The following is a 15,068-nucleotide window of genomic DNA, read 5'->3' as shown; positions in this document are numbered from 1 at the left end:
GTGCAGCATCCCGCCACCCTGGCAGGCGGGGGCCGGCTCGGAGTCAAGCTCCCCTTGACGACGGACGTTCGGAGAGTGGCCGGCGTGGGGCGCTTCGCGACGAGGCTCTGGTGGGGATGTGGCGCGAGTATCGCGGGCAGGCCCCCGCCTCCCGGCAACGCCGGCCCGAGGGGTCGCAGAGGCTCCGGGGTCAAGGGCGGTCCGCAGGGCCGTCGCGCAGCGACGCGAAGCGCCCTTAAGGTCGGAGGAGCCGCCCCGCATCCTCCGCGCCGCATCCCCACCACGGCCGACGGTGAGTCGCCCTTCGGCGCGGCGGTGCCACGGGCGCCGCGCCCCGGCCGGCTGCCGGCTCACCACCTGGCCAACGCTCCCTGCCGTTCTGCGGCGGCCCCTTGGGCTTTCCGTTTCCGCGCCAGCCGCCGGGCGTGTTGCGTGGCCGGAGTCGGAGCGCCAGCGGAGCGACGGACGCGCGCCCAGGCGGCGGCGCGTGCGGCCCGTTGCGGGCCCGCTTGAAGAGGTGTAGAAGGTGCGCGCGCCCCTACTGTCCTGAGCGGCGTAGTCGGTAGCTTCTGACGACTGATTCGACGACTCCGTTACGTCGATTGACGCGCTGGTGCCCGATCAGGGTTGCACCCACCTCAAGGCCGAAGAGTGCTGCGAGCTCCGAGTCAGCTGCTATCTCATGTTCTGCGGTGTCTGACTCGGCGGTTTTCCCTAGGCCGCCCCTTTGGCGGGTCGACGCTGCCGAGGTGCCGCGTCCGTGCTCGGTGGTGACTAGGCCGTCTTCGCGTAGAACGGCTATGGCCTGACGAACAGTGCCCCGGCTCGCCCGGAACTCAGTGGTAAGGGCGCTCTCCGTGGGCAGGAGCGCTCCTGGCGGGATGCTGCCGCTCTCGATGCGTTCCCGGAGCTGGTCCGCGATCACGCGGTAACGGGGCTGTCCGTAGTGCGGGGTGGGCACGCGGTCACCGTACCTGGCACTTGTCGTATCAAGTGTCAACCAGGGAGCACGTTTCGATGTCTAGACAACTCATCCACTTGTAGGTACGTTTCCGCATGTGCGGTCAGGATGACGGCTCGTGTCAGGGGTGGTGTCGCGCTGCTCCTGGTCGCACGTAATGCGCAGCTTCCTGTCGGACTGGTTGCGGTAGCTGCGCGTACAACCTGGCTCGGCGATACCCGACCCGTCTGCCTCGGACGGTGCGCCGTGCCCTCATCCGGGGCCGGTGGCCGACTGCGCACCTGTGTTGCTGACCGCCGGTCCCGGCCTACCCGTGGAGGTGCGATGTCTGGCTCTCGTCGTCGGCGGCGTTGGTTCTCGGTCTGGAGGTCCCGCAAACGTCTGTCGTCCAGCCCCGGCGGAAAGGCGGTCACCTCGGGCCGCTGCACGCGCTGCCGGACCCCTATGCAGGCGTGGGCCAACGCACAGACCCAAAAGCTGCCACTGCTCAGGGGTGCTCCGCTGATGACACCGGCCCAGATCTACCGGGGCGACGGTGGGCGGTGGGTGCGGTGAGCAACGGGGGCAAGCTGACCGGCGGCAGCCACCCGGCCTGGTGCGCGCCGGAGCGATGCGGGCACCTGGTGCCGCCGGTGATGGCCCACATGCCGCGTCGTCACCGTGGCGCGATGCACCGCCTCGGCGACAGCCGGCAGAGCGGCCAGGTCGTCACGTACCTCGTCGGCTCCGACGCTCGCGTGCCCCTCGTTGCGGTGCACATGACGAGCCGGGGCGGGATCGCCTGGGTGGAACTCTCCCCGTCACAGGCTGTCGAACTGGCAGAGCGACTGTTGCTCCTTGTCGGCACAGGCGATCGACCGCACGGGGGCCACCGGTGACTGAACCCGAGGCTACGAACGAGCGCGGACCGACTCCGTCCGCGAATCCCACCGACTGCCCGAGTTGGTGCCGAGGCTGCGGCCCGAACGATCCGATGCACCGGGGCCTGCTGCGGACCATCGGCCGGGAGCGAACCGGCTGGATCAGCGTGCAACTGCTGACCGACCGATTCTTTCGCCGGGATCTGGCCGTGAAGCTCGACGCCAGCCGCAGCGGTGCCACCGAATCGGTCTTGCTCTCCCGGACTCAGCTCGACCGGCTCATCTACGAGTTGACCTACGCCCGCCTGGTGATGATGACCAAGGGACAGCCCCTGGAAGGGTGCCATGAACACCTCTGAGTGTCAGCCCATCGGTCGGATGCCGTTGACGAGTACCCGGCCCGTGAAACGTCCGGCGGCCGTCGTGCCCCCGGTGCCTGAGCGGCCCGCAGGCGGGACCGCCTGGCAGACGTTGGAACGTCTAGGGGGTACGGTGACCGGTGTGCAAGGCCGGGACTGGCGCCCTCGTTACCTGCAACTCGCGGAAGAGTTGCGGGCAAAGATCGTGGCCGGAGAACTGGCCCCCGGCACGCTGATGCCGAGCGAGACCGAGCTGGCCGACTCGTCCGGCCTGTCCCGCACCAGCGTTCGCAACGCCATCCGGCAGCTCCGCGAGTGGGGCCTGGTCCGCGCGGAGCAGGGGCGCGGCACCTATGTACGGGCACCCCGTCAGCGGGTACGGCGTCGCAACGCCGAGCGCTACCAGTGGGAGAAGGACCGGGCGCTGCTCGACGAGTCGGAGCGGCTGAAGACCGGGGCCACCGAGCACGACACCGGCCTGACCGTCGATGATCTGAAGTTCCACGCCGAGTACGCCCGCGTGGAAGCGGATTCGGACATGGCGGCGGCCTTGCAGGTTGAGCCGGGTACGCCGTTGCTGCGGCGGGTCTTCTGGACCACCTCGCGGCACGAGAACGCGCCGCTGACCATGTCGTACTCCTACCTGCCGTATGACCTGGTGGCGGCGAACCCGGACCTGCTCGACGCGGGCAAGGAGCCCTGGCCGGGCGGCACACAGCATCAACTCCACACCCTCGGTATCGAGGTGGACCGGATCGATGACGAGATCCGCGCACGCCCGCCGTCGCCGGACGAGGCCGAGCTACTGGACATCGACCCGGGCGTCTCGGTGCTCACCGTGCGCAAGACCTCGGTTGACACGAAGGGCCGCGTCGTCGAGGTGGCCGACGTGGTGATGCCGGGGGACCGGACAGAGTTGGTCTACTCCCACAAACTGCAACGGTGGAAAACTTGACGCAGCTCGTCTCGGTCATCACGCCAGTTCACGCGCCCAGCATCGAACATCTGACCGGCGCGTATGACTCGCTGGTCAAGCAGGAGATGCCGGACGGGTGGGACTGGCAGTGGCTCGTCCAGGAGGACGGGCAGACCGGCGCGTTGAACGGTGTCCTGCCGGACGACCCTCGCATCAGCATCGGCGGCGGTCGTCCCGGCGGGCCAGGTGTTGCCCGTACCCTCGCTCTTTCCCGTGTCGCCGGGCAACACGTCAAAGTCTTGGATGCAGACGACCAGCTCACCCCTGGTGCCCTCGCCCGGGACATCGCCGCCTTCGAGGCGCACCCGCAGATCGGCTGGACGACATCCCGCGTCCTGGACCTGATGCCCGACGGATCTACTCTCGGCTGGGACAAGGACCCGGAAGGCGGAACCATCGCCCGCGGTGCTGTTCTCGCCTTTTGGCAGGCCAACGGATACCGATCCCAGGTGCACCCCGCCACCCTGTGCATCCGCCGGGATCTGCTCCTGGCGCTCGGCGGCTGGATGGCGCTTCCTGCCTCCGAGGACACCGGCCTACTCCTGGCGGCGAGCGCGGTCAGCGATGGCTACTTCACGCGCGAATACGGCCTGCTCTACCGCAAGTGGCCCGGCCAGGTCACCAGCCAAGCCGCCCACCGCGAACCCGTCGAGTACGAAGGCCGCATGAAGATCATCGAGGCCAGAGCCGTAGCCCTGGCCTCGATGCTCCCGAACGGCTTGCCGCTCACTCCTGCGGCGTAGCCTCGTGCCCCGGCATCCCATGGGTACGCCGCCGCTGCTTCATCTCCGCCTCGTAGATGTGCCGTCGACCGCCGGCTAGCTTCTCCCGCGCGTCCCGCTCGATCTCCTGGAACGCGGCGTAGTACCCATCGTCGAACTCCTCGACGACCTGGAATGTCCACCGTCCCGGCAGGACGTTGCGGCCCACCAGCTCGCGCTCGACCCGTTCGGCAACCTCGTCGTGTCCCGCCTCGCGGAGCAGCCGCACCGCTCGATCGAGAGTCAGATCCGCGCCGCCGACGAGCTGGTGCGCCGAGTACAGGTGTCCGCGTACGCGGTGGATCGTCTCCATGGCTTTGCTCAGCTCACCTAACGCCTCGACCGTAGCGTCATCAAGGGAGTTCGGTCTTGAATGCAATTCATCGACAGATGTGCGTGTTGCCTCCATGGCTCTCCTCTACCCCTGTCAAGGGTCCTGCTAACCCGGCGTCGGTCGATGCTAGCGCTCTTCACGTTGGCCCGGTGATTGTTCGAGCTGCAACTCGCGCTTGCGTTGCTCATCCCGCAAACGTTCGACATTCTCGGCAAATAGCCGGAGGCGTGCCGCTTCCGCTTCGGTGTTGGCATCTGATTCCGTGCCTCCGGCTTCAGTGCTGGCTGTTCCGTATTCTCCCAGGCGGAACTGAGTTGCGTTGTAGTGCTTCTCGATCTCGTCTGCGGTGGATTGCAGGTTGTATCCGCGCTCCCGGAACTTGAAGTAGGCGGCGAGTCCTGCCGTAATACTGATGAAGGCCGTAAGGCCAGTAGAAACCCAGCTCAGCGGGTGCTCGCCGGCCATGAGGGCGGTTGTGGTCGAAGCGCCGATAGAGCCGATGATAATGATTGCCTGGACCGTGTTGTGTGCTCGCAGGTTCCGCGTCGCCCGCCCGCGAAATTGTGTGACGATGTCTTGGGAGGCTTCGCGATAGATTCGAAGTGACTCAAGTGAGTCGGAAGGTATTCTCGCGGCTGCACTCTGCCGGTCGTGGTTAAGGTTCCTTACCTCCACGTCGAATTCAATGATCCGTCGACGGTTCTTGACTGCGAGATTTCCTGCCGCAATGCATAGCACGAGAAGTGCTATGAGTCCGACGTATCTGGTCACGACAGGTTGATCGCGCCAAAGTCCGATAACCACAGAATAGGCGAGGAGTGCTACTAGCGTGAACGCGGAGAGTAAGACCAGCAAGTAGGCGAACTGCGCGGATCTGGCTGAACGCAGTCGGTCGACAGCTAACTCGTAGTCCTTACCGAGTTGTCGGTACTCCTCTTGAGTGCCGGCAGGGCTTTCGTAGTACTCCCTGCTTGCCTGGTCGTGCGAGTCGCCTTGGGGGGTGGTCACGGGCTCTCCGTACTCTCTGCGTTGCCAACCGTGATGAGCCAGGCAGTATCGCTCGGTCCAATGTGGCCTACCAAGACTTTGTCGCCTTCACGTCGATGCGTCGCTGGGCATCGGGGCGCTCCGAGTTGGCCCGACCTTCCCCACTTCAACCAACCTGTTGACTTGTCTGCCAAGTGCCGTCTACCTTCAATCGCAACTTGGCAGACAAGTTAACAAGTTGGAGGTTGAGCGATGGCTCTGCGAGGCGGAACGCGGTTCGCCGTGCGGTTCGAGGACGTGTTCCCGGCTGGGTGCGCGCTGGTGCCCGAGTCCCTGGGTGAGGTCGAGGACTACGACGAGAAGACCGGTCGACGGTCGCCGGCCAAGGACAAGGTGACCGGCCAGCGGGTGTGGCAGGTCCGGGTGATGGATCTCGACCCTGAGCTTGGCAAGCGGTCCCGGGAGACGACGGTGAAGATCTCGGCCGACTACCAGCCGGTGCCGCCCACGGGTGGCCTGTTCGAGGCGGTCGAGTTCGACGGGATGACCGTCACGCCGTACGTGGCGAACAACGGTCGGATGGCGTACTCGCTGCGGGCGACCGGGCTGCGTGCGCCGGCGGGCGTCAACCAGAAGGCGTCCGCGTAACCGGTTCTGGTCAGGGCGGGGCTGTCAGGTCTTGGCGGACGGCAGCCCCGCCCCGGTGTCTCTTCCCCCTGCTCTGTCGAGAGAGGTGCAGACGTGTCCAAGGGTAGGCGTCGGGCTGGCCGTGGCTGGCCCTGGTGCGGTGTGTGTCAGACCCGATTCAACCTGGCCGGTGGTGCCAAGTGATCGGGCGGCCTCGGGGTGAGGTGTTGATGACCTCGGCCGGGGATCTGCTGGTGATCCGGCCGAAGAAGCTCAAGCTGCCGTTCTGGATGGTGCTGCTCGGCCTGCTGCTGAGGTGGTCCGGGCGAATCCTCTGGTGGTGCGTGCGGCACCCGATAGCCACGGCTTCGATGATGCTGGGGCTCTGGCTCTACGCCGAGTTCGACTGGCCCGGCCTGGTGGTCCCGCTCGTGCTGGCGGCTGCGGTGTCGGCGGTGTGGCGGTGGCGTGACGAATCGTCCTGGTGGACCTGGCTGGCCGGTCCGCTGCTCGGCTCGTGGCGTCGGGTGTTCGTCTACCGGCGGCCGTGGCGTGAAGCTATGACCCTCTGCGGACTATCCGAGGTGTACGACCATCGTCCGGTCCTGCCCGCGCTGCTGCGGGTGCGCTCGGATCAGGCGCTCGACGTGCTGACCGTCCGCATGGTTCGGGGGCAGACGCCGGCGCAGTTCCAGGCGGTGAGCGCCAACCTGGCGTACGCGTTCGGGCGTCGGCATGCGCGGGTCTACTCCGAGCGTCCCGGCGACCCCCCGACCCGCGCCGGTCGGGGTGCCTGGCTGCTGCGGCTTGTCGACCGGGTGCGGTATCGGGACCGTCCGGCGCTGGTCTACCTGGCGTTGGTCCGTACCGATGCGCTGCGGACTGTGGTCCCGCCGTTCGCGGTACCGGCGGTGCCGGACTTCACCGCACTACCGCTGGCCCGGCGCGAAGACCTGCGTACCTGGTCGCTGCACCTACTCGCCACACATGTCCTGGTGGGCGGAGCGACCCGGTCCGGTAAGGGCTCGGTGATGTGGTCGCTGGTCCGGGTGCTCGGCGGGGGAATCGCCTCCGGCCTCGTCCGGCTCTGGGTGATCGATCCCAAGGGCGGGATGGAATTCGCGCTCGGCCGCCCGATGTTCGCGCGGTTCGCGGGCAAGTCGTTCGAGGCCATGGCCGATCTGCTCGACGAAGCGGTGGAGGTGCTGCGAGAGCGGCAGACTCGGCTTGCCGGCCGGGTTCGCGTTCACACCCCGACCGAAGCTGACCCCCTGGTCGTGGTCGTCATTGACGAAATGGCCGCGCTGACCGCGTACCTCCAAGACGTCGAGCTGCGTAAGCGCATCGCGTCGTCGCTGGGGCTGCTGCTGTCCCAGGGTGCCGGCGTCGGCGTCCTGGTGGTGGCCGCGTTGCAGGACCCGCGCAAGGACGTACTGCCGTTCCGGGATCTGTTCCCGACCCGGATCGCGCTGGGCCTGACCGAGGCGTCGCAGGTCGACATGGTCCTTGGCGACGGTGCCCGCAAGCGGGGCGCGCTCGCGGATCAGATGCCCCGGTGGGCGAAGGGCGTCGGGTACGTGATCCTCGACGGCACTCCCGACCCGATGCGGGTCCGGTTCTCGTACGTCAGCGACGACGACATCCGCGACATGGCCCGGCAGTATCCGGCTCCGGCCGACGCGTCGGACATCCTCGCCCAGGTCGGCCGGGAGACCGCCACCGAACCGGTCCGGATGCCGCTGCCCCGTAAGCCGTCCGGGCCGTTGCTACCCGAATCGCTGCGCAACCTGCTCGACCGTGACGCCGGGGGCGACGGCCGATGAACGCCGCGACGAACGGCCGGCGCTTCTACCGGCTGCGTACCCCCGAGCCGGTCACCGCCGTCTCCGTCCGCGTCGACCCGGAGCGACCCGACCCGTACCCCGTCTATCTGGCGGTCGGTGCCGGCCAGCGACGGATGGCCCTGACCCCCGACGAGGCGTGGGCGCTGTGGCGCTGCCTCTCCGAAGCGGTCGCCGCGCTCGGTACCCCACCCGACTACATCCGCACCGACATTCGACCGGCCCGGAGGTAACCGCCGTGAACCCCTTCACCCGCCTCATCGACCGGCTCCGGCGTCCGCTGCGCATCCGGCTCGTCGGCCCCTCCGACCAGACCGCCGCCGCCCTTCACGGCGTGGCGCACATGGTCAACCGCCGCCCCGACATGCACGGCCGACGCATCCGCATCGACCTGACCATCCGCGAGAAGCCGCTGGAGGAATGGCGATGAGCAACGGCACCGAATCGGCGGTACGCCTGCTGATACTGCTCGCCATCGGCACCATGGCCGGTGCCGCCGCCTTCACCCACGTGCACGACCTCTCCGTCGCCCACGGCCAGCCCGACTGGATCGGCTGGGCCAATGCGGTGGCGGTCGAGCTGATGGCGATCTACCTCGGCTTGGAGATCCGTGCCCGGCGGCGTGCCGGTCGCCCGGTTGGCCTGGTCGGCTCGCTCCTGGTGGCGTTCGCGCTGCTGTCCCTCGCCGCCCAGGTCGCAGAGGCCGAACCGTCGGTCTGGGGCTGGATCGTGGCGGCGGTGCCGTCGCTGGCGTTCCTCGCGCTGGTCAAGGTCGTCCTGTCCAACGCCCCGGCCACTCCGCCGGTCGATGAGCCGGACCAGCCGAACGCGTACCAGTACGAGGAACCCGCCGACGTTGAGCCGGTCCGCCCGGCGGAGCCGATGCCGTCCAGCGCCCCGGCGGTGGTGCCTCCGCGCGCGGTCGTCTCGTCCAACCGGCCGCACGTCGTCGGGATCATTCGATGACCGCTCCGACCCTGCCCGGCCTCGAACCCGCCCCGACCGCGGTTGCACCTCGGCCGGGGTCGCGGGCGGCCCGCATCGCGCTACCCCGCTCGGTCGACGTGCTCAAGGAGATCGCGGCCGAGTACGGCGTCTGCGTCCGGCCGCTCGCCATGCGCCGCACCGATCTCGCCACCGGTCTGACCGAGGTCATCGACCTGCCCTGTGGGGCGACCCGTGAGGACAAGTGCGCGCCATGCGCCAAGAAGAACCGCCGACTGCGGCAGGCGCAGATCCGGGAAGGCTGGCACCGCGACGACGAGCCATTACCACCCCCGGAGCCGGCGACCGAGGAACAGAAGGCGCTTGTCCTGCTACGCGGGCACCTGGAGTTCTCCCGCGACGAGGCGTCCCGGGCGAGCCAGTGGAACCAGGTCACCGACCTCGACGACGCGATTCAGGAAGTAGAAGAGGCGATCGCGGCGGAAGGGCTCCGGGGCCGGATCGCACCGCCGCATTCGACCGGCGACGAGGACCAGGACGACGAGGACAACGGCCGGCGCCGCAAGCGTTCCACCCGGCGGCGGCAGGATGCCCCGGACCTGCCTCGCCGCAAGGTCGAGCGCCGTACGGTCGGCAAGACCTACACCGCGCCGGACGGCGCGACCTACCGGCCGTCGATGTGGCTGACCCTCACCCTCGACTCGTACGGCCCGGTCCGCCCGGACGGCACCCCGCTCAACCCGGACAGGTACGACTACCGCCGCGCCGCCTGGGACGCGGTGCACTTTTCCCGGCTGCTGGACCGGTTCTGGCAGAACCTGCGCCGCTGCGAGGGCTGGAACGTCCAGTACGCCGGCTGCGTCGAGCCACAACGCCGCCTCGCCCCCCACGCTCACTTCGCTATCCGGGGCACCATTCCCCGCGACGTGTTGCGGACCGTGGCGGCGGCGACCTACCACCAGGTCTGGTGGCCCTCGGTCGACGTGCAGCGTTACACCCTCGACCGGCTCCCGGTCTGGGACGAGCAGGCGGGGGCGTGGGTCGATCCGGACACCCGAGCGCCGCTGACGACCTGGTCGGAAGCCCTCGACGCGATCGACGAGGACCCGGACGCCGAACCGGTGCACGTCGTGCGCTTCGGCTCGCAGGTCGACGCACGCGGCGTCATGCCCGGCACCGAGGACGCTGAGCGGACCATCCGGTACGTCACGAAGTACATCACCAAGCACACCGGCGACGTCCACACGATGACCAGTGCCCGGCAGCGGGCGCACCTGGACCGGCTGTGGCAGGAACTCCAGCTGACCCCGTGCACCGACCGCTGCGCGAACTGGCTGCTCTACGGGATCCAGCCCCGCAAGGCACACGCGAAGCTCAAGCCGGGCCGGTGCAAGGGCAAGGTTCACCAGCGCGACACCCTCGGCATCGGCGGCCGGCGCATCCTGATCTCCCGCGACTGGTCCGGCAAGACCCTCAGCGACCACAAGCACGACGTGCGGGCCTGGGTGCGGGCGCTGCTCGGCGTGAGCGTCGGCCTGGATAGCGTCGACGACCAGGGCGCGACCGTCGAACCGGTCCGGCACGCCTGGAAACTCGCCCGACCCGACGACCCCGACGTGCCGGCCATGGCCCACCGGCTGCTGCGGTCGATCAGCGAACGTGCCCGCTGGCGCTCCGAACTCCTGGCCGCGAAGGACCGCGCCGCGCAACTCCCCGCCGCCGAACCGAAAACGGGAACGGACGGCACAACGGGGGAGAGGCTTTGATGGCGGCGAACGATGGGCTCTGGACGGTCCAGGACGTGGCGGCGTATCTGCGGGTGCCGACCGAGACGCTGTACCGCTGGCGGAAGGTCAAGTACGGTCCGCCGGCGGCCCGGGTCGGCCGACACCTGCGGTACGAGCCGGAGACGGTCCGGTCCTGGGTACGTGAGCAGGCGGCGGCCTGATGGGACACGTAGAGGACCGCTGGCACAAGACGGTGCGCCACCCGGGAGGGCGAACAGAGAGAGTCAAGACGGAACTGTTCGGCAAGGGCCTGCGCTACCGGGTGCGCTACATCGGGCCGGACGGCAAGGAACGCAAGAAGTCGTTCCCGGACCGGGCCAAGCGCGAGGCTGACGCCTTCCTCGTCTCCACCGAGTCGGACAAGCTGCGCGGCACCTACGTCGACCCGCTCGCCGGTCGGATCACCTTCGCCGAGTACGCCGAAACCTGGCTCTGGACACGATCGTTCGACGAGTCGACCCGGGAGAGCACGGAGTATCGGATACGCAAGCACCTGCTGCCGTTCTTCGGCTCGCGGAAGTTGGCCGAGATCAAGCCGGGCCACATCCGGGAGTGGGACGCCGCGATGGTCGGCAAGCTTGCCCCGGCGACCCGGGCCGTGGTCTTCGCCCACCTACGGACCATCCTCGGGGCGGCTGTCGACGACGAGCGGATCGTCAAAAACCCGTGTTCGGCAAAGTCGGTCAAGCCACCGCGACCGGTTCAGCGTCGGGTGGTGCCCTGGCGGTACGACCAGGTTTCGGCAATCCGCGGTGGCCTCGCCCAGCGGTACCGCGCAATGGTCGACCTGGGTGCCGGTTGCGGGCTGCGACAGGGCGAGATCCTGGGGCTCGGTGTCGATGACATCGACCTTGACGCGGGATGGGTGCACGTCTCACGTCAGGTCAAGCTCGTCCGCTCCCGGCTCGTCTTCGGGCTACCCAAGAACGACCGGGACCGCCGGGTGCCGCTGCCGGACTCTGTCGCCCTGGTGCTGCGTCAGCACATCAAGGACTGCGAACCGGTGGCGCTCACGCTGCCGTGGGAGAACCCGGCCGACGGCGAGCGGGTCACGGTGCCGCTGTTGTTCACCACCACCCGGCGGGGTGCGATCAACCGGCGCACCTTCGACAACAAGAGTTGGCGTCCCGCCGTGGTGGCGGCCGGCATCACGCCGACCCGGGCCACCGGGATGCACGCGCTACGCCACTTCTACGCCTCGTCGCTGCTCGACGCGGGGGAGAGCATCAAGGCGCTCGCGTCGTACCTCGGCCACGCCGACCCGGGGTTCACGCTCCGGGTCTACACGCACCTGATGCCAGCCAGCGAGGAACGCACCCGGCGCGCGATTGATGATCTGTTCGCGGCATCGTAGAGCCCGAAAGCGCCGTCACCCGGGATACCTCGACAGGCAGGATTCGAACAGATGGACCGATACGCCCTCCGACCTGGTGATCACTTCGAGCTTGCCTGCGAGGCGGTCGAGTGGGTGGACCGGGCCTCCTTCCCTGCCGTGGTCCGGGTCGTGTTCATTGATGCACATGGCCGCGTATGGTCGCTCGTCGACAAGGCGGCGATCTTCGGTACCGACCTCGATCCCGAGTCTGCGTTGCCGAGGCCGGCTGCGGTGCGGTGCGTCGTCAAGGAGTTCCGGGATGAGTCCGATGCCTCGTCGGTGCCGCTGGTCCTGGTCTCAACCGAGCCTGACGGCATAGCGGCCGAGGACGGAACGGCCCTCTTCCTCGTGTCCCCGGACCTCCTAGGCCCGACGGCGGCACGGTAGTGGCGATGCGATTCCGCCGGCTCGCGTCCGAGCGGTTTGCCATCGTCGAGGCTCCCTGATTTCTCCGGACGCCCTGGCGACGCCCTGAGCAGGTGTCAGGCGCACGGAACGACTGCTCAGGGCATGTTTCACGTTCATAATCCGGCGTACAGGTCGACTCGTCCGTCGCCCACCACCTCACAGTCATCGTCAACGGCTGGGCTTGCCGCCCGGCACTGCACGGAGCACAAGACCATCCGCGCAAGCCGCGTCGGGAGGCGCTCGATCGCAAGCCAAAGAGCGGGAGAGGCCCGGATTGGGCCCTCCCGCTCTTGTGCGTCAGCTGGTCAGAACAGTCGGATGGCGCCCCAATCCCATCCGGCAGTGTCTGGCACGGTCAGGCTCGTAGTGAAGGCGCCGAATCCGCCGCTGGCGTTGGCGAGTGCGGTGTTCATGGAGATGGCCCCACCGTTGTGGTAGTACATGGCGGCGAGGTCGGCCCGTCCGTCGCCGTTGTAGTCGCCGCTGATCGTCTTGAACGAGTCCCAGCCCCACGAGTTTTTCGGCAGTTTGTAGCTGGCTGTGAACGTGCCGAAGCCTCCGCTGGCGTTGCCGAGGGAGGTGAGCAGGTCGATCGAGGTGTCGGTGTTGCGGTGGAGCATGATGGCGTCGTCACGGCCGTCGCCGTTGGCGTCACCGCTGAGCAGCCGAATTCCGTCCCACTGCAGACCGGCGGTAGCGGGGATGGTGAGATTCCCGGTGAAGGCGCCGAATCCGCCGCTGGTGTTGGCGAGTGCGGTGTGCATGGTGATGACACCGCCGCCGTTCGCGTACATGGCGGCGAGGTCGGCCCGTCCGTCGCCGTTGTAGTCGCCGCTGATCGTCTTGAACGAGTCCCAGCCCCACGAGTTTTTCGGCAGTTTGTAGCTGGCTGTGAACGTGCCGAAGCCTCCGCTGGCGTTGCCGAGGGAGGTGAGCAGGTCGATCGAGGTGTCGGTGTTGCGGTGGAGCATGATGGCGTCGTCACGGCCGTCGCCGTTGGCGTCACCGCTGAGCAGCCGAATTCCGTCCCACTGCAGACCGGCGGTAGCGGGGATGGTGAGATTCCCGGTGAAGGCGCCGAATCCGCCGCTGGTGTTGGCGAGTGCGGTGTGCATGGTGATGACACCGCCGCCGTTCGCGTACATGGCGGCGAGGTCGGCCCGTCCGTCGCCGTTGAAGTCGCCGCTGATCGTCTTGAACGAGTCCCAGCCCCATGAGTTCTTCGGAATCTCGTAGCTGCCCGTGAACGTACCGAAGCCGCCACCGGCGTTACCGAGAGAGGTGAACAGCTCGATCGCGCTACTGCCGTGCCGGTACAGCATTGCGGCATCATCGCGACCGTCACCGTTGAAGTCGGTGTTCCTGTCGTTAGCGGCAACCGGGGCGTTCGAAGCTACCCAGGCACCCAAATCATCGACCCGAGTCTCCACCGCGTCGCGGCGAGTCTCAGTCTCTCCCAAGCATCCTCCCTGCCACGACGTCCGGTGCAGTGCGACCAGTTGGGGCGCGCCGCCGACCATCCGAACGGTCGGCCCGCCAAGGTCACCGCGACAGATGGTGGCCTGACCAACACCGGCGAGGCCCAGGGTCCCTGCGTCGGCGCTCTGTACCGAAAAGGCGCCAGCGTGCAACTGGTTTGGTACCCATTCGGTGGCGGTGCGACCGAAGCCGGCCACCGTCAGCTGCTCGCCGACAGCTGGCGGGGTCGCGCCTATCGAGGCCGGCGTGACTGCCACCCGGCGTGACAGCCGGACCAGAACCACGTCCCGGTCCGGATGCGGAACCAGCCGGAGTGCAGTAACAACAGCACCGGTTGGCTTGGTGAGGTCAAGCCGACCAACGGTGATCGTGGTCGGCTTCGGTGGCACACCGGCGACGACCGGCTGGCCGTCAAAGCTGAAGCAACTCTTCGCGGTGAGCGACCAGTACGGGTTGATTAGGGCGCCACTGCAGCTTCGTAGTCCGGACCCGATGTCGATCTTGGCGGCAAACTGGAATGCGTCGTCGGTAACGACAGAGCCTGAGCTGATGGCCTGCGAGGGGACGCCGTGAAGCAGGCCCGCAGCCAAGGTGGCAACAAGCAGCCCCACATTGCGGGCCGTCCGCCGGCGGTACGACAATGACACTGGTGATCCCTTCCGGATCAATGACTGTTTCCAAATCGAGAGGTGTGTGGAGGTGGTGAGCCGCCCCAGTGCGCCGTTGCCCGTGGCATCGGTGCATGTTCCGGGATCCGAGGTTTGCGTTGCCGTCTGGCACGTTCGGACGGCCCGGTGCCTAGGAACTGCGATAGTGCAACCGCCCTAGGCGCGAAGCTCCAGCAATACCGCAGGGCCCTCACCAGCGCCGATCCCGACGCCCGCCCAGTCGTCAATCGGGACCGAAATGGTCTTCTCGGTGCTGGCGACGCGGACCTTCGCGCCCAGCCCGAAGCTGTTGTAGTTGCGGATGCCGTATACGTCCGCCAGTTCGAGCGTCACGTAACCCGAAGTGCCGCGAACCTCGAAGCAGAACGGCGTGCTTCGCGTGAAGCTCCACACCTCGATCGACCTTGCCGGTTGGTCGCAGCCAGTGAGCAGGACGTGCCCATCCCCCTTGAGTAGGCGGATGCCGTCGAGCGTTTCACCGCCTGGATAGACGAAGTTTTCCTCAATGGATGGAGGGGCGTCTGCGTTGGCGGTCGCCGACGTGGGATACGCGCCCATCAGACCGCCGACGGCCAGTACGACTGCGGCAGAGCCAACGGCGCCGACGCTGCGCGTGCGCCGAGAGATTCTCATAGAGACGTTGCTCCAGTTCTAGGTGATGCCTCGGTGGACGTGCGAGCTGCCTGTGACCTGCCAGGTA

At 67.8% G+C, this 15,068-nt stretch carries 17 protein-coding genes; 12 read left to right on the top strand and 5 right to left on the bottom strand.

Annotation, left to right across the window (positions count from 1 at the left end; all coding sequences use genetic code 11):
- Positions 1-538 precede the first annotated feature (538 nt).
- Positions 539-925: a GntR family transcriptional regulator gene (locus AB0J33_RS22960; protein ID WP_363616233.1), complete on the bottom strand. Its 387-nt coding sequence runs from the start codon at positions 923-925 to the stop codon at positions 539-541.
- A gap of 1,009 nt (positions 926-1,934) precedes the next feature.
- On the opposite strand from AB0J33_RS22960, the gene AB0J33_RS22955 reads away from it, so the two are divergent.
- The 3 genes from AB0J33_RS22955 to AB0J33_RS22945 all read left to right on the top strand — a co-directional run bounded on the left by AB0J33_RS22955 (position 1,935) and on the right by AB0J33_RS22945 (position 3,899).
- A complete protein-coding gene (locus tag AB0J33_RS22955) occupies positions 1,935-2,180 on the top strand; it encodes a precorrin-4 C11-methyltransferase (RefSeq protein WP_357173748.1) in 246 nt (81 codons plus the stop codon).
- Positions 2,181-2,313: 133 nt separating this feature from the next.
- Positions 2,314-3,135, top strand: a complete 822-nt coding sequence (locus AB0J33_RS22950; RefSeq protein WP_363616066.1) for a GntR family transcriptional regulator — start codon at positions 2,314-2,316, stop codon at positions 3,133-3,135.
- Positions 3,123-3,899 (top strand): glycosyltransferase, encoded by a 777-nt coding sequence (locus tag AB0J33_RS22945; RefSeq protein WP_363616065.1) that lies wholly within the window; start codon positions 3,123-3,125, stop codon positions 3,897-3,899. The genes AB0J33_RS22950 and AB0J33_RS22945 overlap by 13 nt, the downstream gene beginning before the upstream one ends.
- On the opposite strand, the gene AB0J33_RS22940 is transcribed toward AB0J33_RS22945, so the two are convergent.
- Entirely contained in the window at positions 3,883-4,326 is a 444-nt protein-coding gene (locus tag AB0J33_RS22940; protein ID WP_363616064.1) for a hypothetical protein, read from the bottom strand. The genes AB0J33_RS22945 and AB0J33_RS22940 overlap by 17 nt on opposite strands.
- Positions 4,327-4,377: 51 nt before the next feature.
- Complete coding sequence (locus AB0J33_RS22935; RefSeq protein WP_363616063.1) at positions 4,378-5,259, bottom strand: DUF4231 domain-containing protein; 882 nt, start codon at positions 5,257-5,259, stop codon at positions 4,378-4,380.
- A 231-nt stretch (positions 5,260-5,490) separates the two neighbouring features.
- Between AB0J33_RS22935 and AB0J33_RS22930 the strand changes: the two genes are divergently transcribed.
- The 9 genes from AB0J33_RS22930 (at position 5,491) to AB0J33_RS22890 (ending at position 12,200) form a co-directional block, all read left to right on the top strand.
- Positions 5,491-5,886: a transcriptional regulator gene (locus AB0J33_RS22930; RefSeq protein ID WP_238661241.1), complete on the top strand. Its 396-nt coding sequence runs from the start codon at positions 5,491-5,493 to the stop codon at positions 5,884-5,886.
- 209 nt (positions 5,887-6,095) lie between these two features.
- Complete coding sequence (locus AB0J33_RS22925; protein ID WP_363616062.1) at positions 6,096-7,688, top strand: cell division protein FtsK; 1,593 nt, start codon at positions 6,096-6,098, stop codon at positions 7,686-7,688.
- Entirely contained in the window at positions 7,685-7,939 is a 255-nt protein-coding gene (locus AB0J33_RS22920; RefSeq protein ID WP_363616061.1) for a hypothetical protein, read from the top strand. Before AB0J33_RS22925 ends, AB0J33_RS22920 begins: the two co-directional genes overlap by 4 nt.
- A gap of 5 nt (positions 7,940-7,944) precedes the next feature.
- The gene (locus AB0J33_RS22915) at positions 7,945-8,136 is read left to right on the top strand and encodes a hypothetical protein (protein WP_363616060.1); all 192 of its coding nucleotides are present in this window, start codon (positions 7,945-7,947) and stop codon (positions 8,134-8,136) included.
- Entirely contained in the window at positions 8,133-8,672 is a 540-nt protein-coding gene (locus AB0J33_RS22910; protein ID WP_363616059.1) for a DUF2637 domain-containing protein, read from the top strand. Before AB0J33_RS22915 ends, AB0J33_RS22910 begins: the two co-directional genes overlap by 4 nt.
- Complete coding sequence (locus AB0J33_RS22905) at positions 8,669-10,417, top strand: replication initiator (RefSeq protein WP_363616058.1); 1,749 nt, start codon at positions 8,669-8,671, stop codon at positions 10,415-10,417. Before AB0J33_RS22910 ends, AB0J33_RS22905 begins: the two co-directional genes overlap by 4 nt.
- Positions 10,417-10,599 carry a helix-turn-helix domain-containing protein gene (locus AB0J33_RS22900; protein ID WP_363616057.1) on the top strand — a complete coding sequence of 61 codons (183 nt, stop codon included), beginning with the start codon at positions 10,417-10,419 and terminating at the stop codon, positions 10,597-10,599. Before AB0J33_RS22905 ends, AB0J33_RS22900 begins: the two co-directional genes overlap by 1 nt.
- The gene (locus tag AB0J33_RS22895; protein ID WP_363616056.1) at positions 10,599-11,792 is read left to right on the top strand and encodes a tyrosine-type recombinase/integrase; all 1,194 of its coding nucleotides are present in this window, start codon (positions 10,599-10,601) and stop codon (positions 11,790-11,792) included. Before AB0J33_RS22900 ends, AB0J33_RS22895 begins: the two co-directional genes overlap by 1 nt.
- A 51-nt stretch (positions 11,793-11,843) precedes the next feature.
- Positions 11,844-12,200 (top strand): hypothetical protein, encoded by a 357-nt coding sequence (locus AB0J33_RS22890; protein WP_363616055.1) that lies wholly within the window; start codon positions 11,844-11,846, stop codon positions 12,198-12,200.
- A gap of 326 nt (positions 12,201-12,526) precedes the next feature.
- Here the strand turns inward: AB0J33_RS22890 and AB0J33_RS22885 are convergent, their stop codons facing one another.
- Both AB0J33_RS22885 and AB0J33_RS22880 read right to left on the bottom strand, forming a co-directional pair.
- Positions 12,527-14,347, bottom strand: coding sequence for an FG-GAP-like repeat-containing protein (locus AB0J33_RS22885; RefSeq protein WP_363616054.1), 1,821 nt, complete (start codon positions 14,345-14,347; stop codon positions 12,527-12,529).
- Positions 14,348-14,524: 177 nt separating this feature from the next.
- On the bottom strand, positions 14,525-15,001 hold the full coding sequence (locus AB0J33_RS22880) for a hypothetical protein (protein WP_363616053.1): 477 nt from the start codon (positions 14,999-15,001) through the stop codon (positions 14,525-14,527).
- Positions 15,002-15,068: the final 67 nt, after the last annotated feature.

Source organism: Micromonospora sp. NPDC049645, from assembly GCF_040675155.1.
Taxonomy (GTDB): Bacteria; Actinomycetota; Actinomycetes; order Mycobacteriales; family Micromonosporaceae; genus Micromonospora.
Note: the sequence above shows the minus strand (reverse complement) of the source record. Positions and strands in the feature narration are given on the sequence as shown.

Excerpts from the sequence above, each read along its gene's own strand:
- AB0J33_RS22900 (WP_363616057.1), top strand. The coding sequence starts at position 10,417 with ATGGCGGCGAACGATGGGCTCTGGACGGTCCAGGACGTGGCGGCGTAT.
- AB0J33_RS22905 (WP_363616058.1), top strand. The coding sequence starts at position 8,669 with ATGACCGCTCCGACCCTGCCCGGCCTCGAACCCGCCCCGACCGCGGTT.
- AB0J33_RS22890 (WP_363616055.1), top strand. The coding sequence starts at position 11,844 with ATGGACCGATACGCCCTCCGACCTGGTGATCACTTCGAGCTTGCCTGC.
- AB0J33_RS22895 (WP_363616056.1), top strand. The coding sequence starts at position 10,599 with ATGGGACACGTAGAGGACCGCTGGCACAAGACGGTGCGCCACCCGGGA.
- AB0J33_RS22930 (WP_238661241.1), top strand. The coding sequence starts at position 5,491 with ATGGCTCTGCGAGGCGGAACGCGGTTCGCCGTGCGGTTCGAGGACGTG.
- AB0J33_RS22955 (WP_357173748.1), top strand. The coding sequence starts at position 1,935 with ATGCACCGGGGCCTGCTGCGGACCATCGGCCGGGAGCGAACCGGCTGG.
- AB0J33_RS22925 (WP_363616062.1), top strand. The coding sequence starts at position 6,096 with ATGACCTCGGCCGGGGATCTGCTGGTGATCCGGCCGAAGAAGCTCAAG.
- AB0J33_RS22910 (WP_363616059.1), top strand. The coding sequence starts at position 8,133 with ATGAGCAACGGCACCGAATCGGCGGTACGCCTGCTGATACTGCTCGCC.
- AB0J33_RS22920 (WP_363616061.1), top strand. The coding sequence starts at position 7,685 with ATGAACGCCGCGACGAACGGCCGGCGCTTCTACCGGCTGCGTACCCCC.
- AB0J33_RS22940 (WP_363616064.1), bottom strand. The coding sequence starts at position 4,326 with ATGGAGGCAACACGCACATCTGTCGATGAATTGCATTCAAGACCGAAC.
- AB0J33_RS22880 (WP_363616053.1), bottom strand. The coding sequence starts at position 15,001 with ATGAGAATCTCTCGGCGCACGCGCAGCGTCGGCGCCGTTGGCTCTGCC.